Origin of the sequence: Longimicrobium sp., assembly GCF_036554565.1 — a bacterium.
Classification (GTDB): Bacteria; Gemmatimonadota; Gemmatimonadetes; order Longimicrobiales; family Longimicrobiaceae; genus Longimicrobium.
Map to the genome: position 1 here is coordinate 1 of NZ_DATBNB010000557.1, position 3397 is coordinate 3397.

The following is a 3397-nucleotide window of genomic DNA, read 5'->3' on the forward strand; positions in this document are numbered from 1 at the left end:
CGGCGAACGTTCATCACGTCCACCTCGTCGTCTTCCACCAGCAGAATGTTCAGCATTTTCTCATCGGCCTGTGACATCGTCCGCTCTCCTGGGCCACGTAAACCGGAAGGTGGCGCCCCCGTGCGGGGGAGACTCCACCCAGATGCGCCCGCCCCTGCTTTCCACCAGCTTCTTGACCAGCGACAGGCCGATGCCCGTGCCCTCTACCTTGTCGCGCGCCTGCAGCGTCTGGAAGATGCCGAAGATGCGCTCGTGGTACTCCGGTGCAATCCCGGGTCCGTTGTCGGCCACGCTGAACTCGAAGGCGCTTCCCAGGTCGCCCGCGGTCACCTGCACCCAGGGCGCGGGGCTGGTGTTGTACTTGGCCGCGTTGCCGAGCAGGTTCATGAACACCTGCTGCAGGGGGAGCCGCTCGGTAACCATCCGCGGCAGCGGCTCCGGCACGCGCACCTCGAATCCGGCGGGAAGCGCCAGCAGGTCCTCGGCCTCTTCCAGCAGCGCCTGCACGTCTACCTCCTCCGGCTCTTCGCGCACCCGCCCCGCGCGGGAGTACGTGAGGATGCCGTCGATCAGCCCCTCCATGCGGTGCACCCGGCCGCGCAGCAGCTCCAGGTGCTCGCGTGCCTCGTCGGTCACGCGGTCGCCCAGGTCTTCCTCGATCCAGCTGGACAGGTTGGCGATGCCGCGCAGGGGGGCCTTCAGGTCGTGGCTGGCCACGTAGGCAAACTGGTCCAGCTCCTTGTTGCTGGCCTCCAGCTGCCGCGCCAGGCGGCCCAGCTCGTCGGCCTTGGCCTCCACCTCCCGCCGGGCGCGCACCTGCGCCGTCACCTCCACCGCGTGCACCAGGATGTCGCGCCCGTGCGCGCCGCCGCCCGCCAGCGGGCGCCACACAAGGTTCCACCAGGTGTCTTCCAGCACGCCGCTCCCGAACCGCTCCAGCGGCACGTTCACCTCGGGATCGTGAAAGGGCTCGCCGGTTTCGTACACGCGCCGCAGCATCTCGAACAGCCCCGTTCCCTCGAACTCCGGGAACACGTCGCGGAAGGGCCGGCCCACGGCGTTGGGCTTGCCCACCGTCTGCTCCCAGGTGGGGTTCACCAGGCTGATCACGTGGTCCGGCCCGGAGTACAGGGCCATCACGGCGGGCGCCTCGGCAAAGATCTGCTGCAGGCGGGCCTGCCCGGTCTCCAGCTCGGCGATCAGCCGCTCGCGCTCGGCCTCGGCCGCGCGCCGCTCGGTGATGTCCTGCACCGTGCCCAAAAAGCGCGCCGGCTTGCGGGCCCCGCCCTGCCCCTGGAACGACACGCGCCCCACGGCGCGCACCCAGCGGTGCTCGCCGTCGGGGCACACGATGCGGTAGTCGGTGGCGAACTCGCCGCGTCCCCCGGGGTCCATGGCCGCGGCCACGGCCACGTTCGCCCGGTCCTTGTCGTCGGGGTGCACGATCTCCAGGAAGGTGTCGTAGGTCACCTCGCCCTCCTGCGGCACCCCGAAGATCCGCCGCGCCCGCGGGTCCCACGCCAGCGCGCCCCCCGACACGTCCCAGTCGTAGGTGCCCACGTCGGCGGCGTCCAGCGCCAGGCGCAGCCGCTCTTCCAGCCGCTCCACCGCCACGCGCGCCCGCACCTGCTCCGTCACCTCCACCGCGTGGATGAGGATGCCGCTCACGGCGCCGTCGTCGCGCAGCGGCTGGAAGACGAAGTTGTAGAAGCCTTCCTCCAGCTGGCCGGTGCCGTGCCGGTCGATGAGCACCGGCGATTCGTTGCCCACCACGGCCTGGCCGCCGGCGTACACACCGTCCAGCATTTCGAAGTAGCCCTGCCCCGCCACCTCCGGGATCGCCTGGCGGATGGTTTTGCCCAGCACCTCGCGCCCGCCCACCGTGGCCAGGTACGGCGGGTTGGCCAGCTCGAACACGTGCTCGGGCCCGCGCAGCACGGCGATCATGGCGGGAGCCTGCATGAACAGCTCGCGAAGGCGCGAGCGCTCCGCGTCCAGCTGCCCGATCAGCCCCTCCCTTTCCTCGGCCGCGCGCCGTTCGGCGTCGACGTCGTCCAGCACCACCAGCGCATGGGTCATCTCGCCGCGGGCGTTGCGGATGGGGACGCCGGTGATCTGCACCCAGCGGCGCACGCCGTCGCCGCGCTCGTACAGGTACGGGTCCGGCCCGGCGGGGCGGCCGGTGGCGAGCACCCGGGCCAGCGGGTACTCGTGCCCCTCCACGCGCCGCCCATCGGGGTGGAAGGCCGTCCACTCGCGGTACGCCTCCACGCTTTCGGAACGCAGGAGCGGGTGCCCCAGGATCTCCTCCAGCCGGGGGTTTCCCATGACGATGGCGCCCGACGGGGCCTCGGCGATGATGATGCCCACGGGCGCGTTCTCGATGACGGCGGCCAGCTGGGCGCGTTCGCGTCCGGACTCCTCGATGGCGTGCTGCAGCTGCTCGTTGGAGGTTTCCAGCTCCACCTGCACGTCTTCCATCTGCTGGGCCTGCACCGTCAACTCTTCGGTCTGCGCCTCCATCTGGGCGGCCTGCTCCTCCAGCCGCCTGCGCTGCTCCACCATCTCGGTGACGTCCACCCCGTGCGCCAGGATCCCCGCGACGGCGCCGTCCGGCCCGGGAAGGGGCTGGTAGACGAAGTTGACGAAGCGCGCCTCCATCCCCGCGCCCGCCTCGCGCTGCAGCGCCACCGGCACCTCGGTGCCCACGAAGGGCTGGCCGGTGGTGTACACGCTGTCCAGCAGCGCCAGGAAGCCCTGCTCCACCACCTCGGGAAGGGCCTCGGCCACCGTCCTGCCCAGGATGTCGCGGTGCCCCACCAGCTGGTAGTACGGCGGGTTGGCCAGCTCGAAGACGTGCGTGGGCCCGGTGAGCATGGCGATGAAGGCGGGCGACTCCTGGAACACCGTCCGCAGGCGCGCGCGCTCCATCTGCAGGTCGTTCAGCAGCCGCCGGCGCTCCGCCTCGGCCCGCCGGTCGTCGCTGATGTCGCGCGCCTCGATGATGGTGCCGACCGTGCGCTCGCCGTCGCGGATGGGGCTGGCGGTAAAGGCCACGGGGTAGAAGTGCCCGTCCTTGTGGACGAACGTTTCCTCTCCCTGCTCGCGCATGTTCTGGGGAAACGCCCGGTCGATGGGGCACTCCTCCAGGGGATACGGAGTGCCGTCGGGGCGCGTGTGGTGCACGTAGTCGTGGAGCGCCTTTCCCTGCACCTCGGCCAGGGTGTAGCCGGTGAGCTGCTCGGCGGCGGGGTTCATGTACGTGCACCGCTGGTGCTCGTCCATGACGAAGAGCGCGAGCGTCGCGTTCTCCGAGACGGTGCGCAGCTGGCGCGTCTGGTCGGCCAGCCGCGCCTCGCGCTCCCGCAGCTGCCCGGCGAGCGCCTCGGCGCGCTGC

The 3397-nt window shown here is 71.1% G+C and carries 1 protein-coding gene; it reads right to left on the reverse strand.

The annotated features are described in order from the left end of the window. Window positions 1–60 precede the first annotated feature (60 nt). Window positions 61–3397 (reverse strand): PAS domain S-box protein (locus tag VIB55_RS15255; RefSeq protein ID WP_331877520.1); only part of this gene is annotated, 3337 nt, incomplete at its 5' end.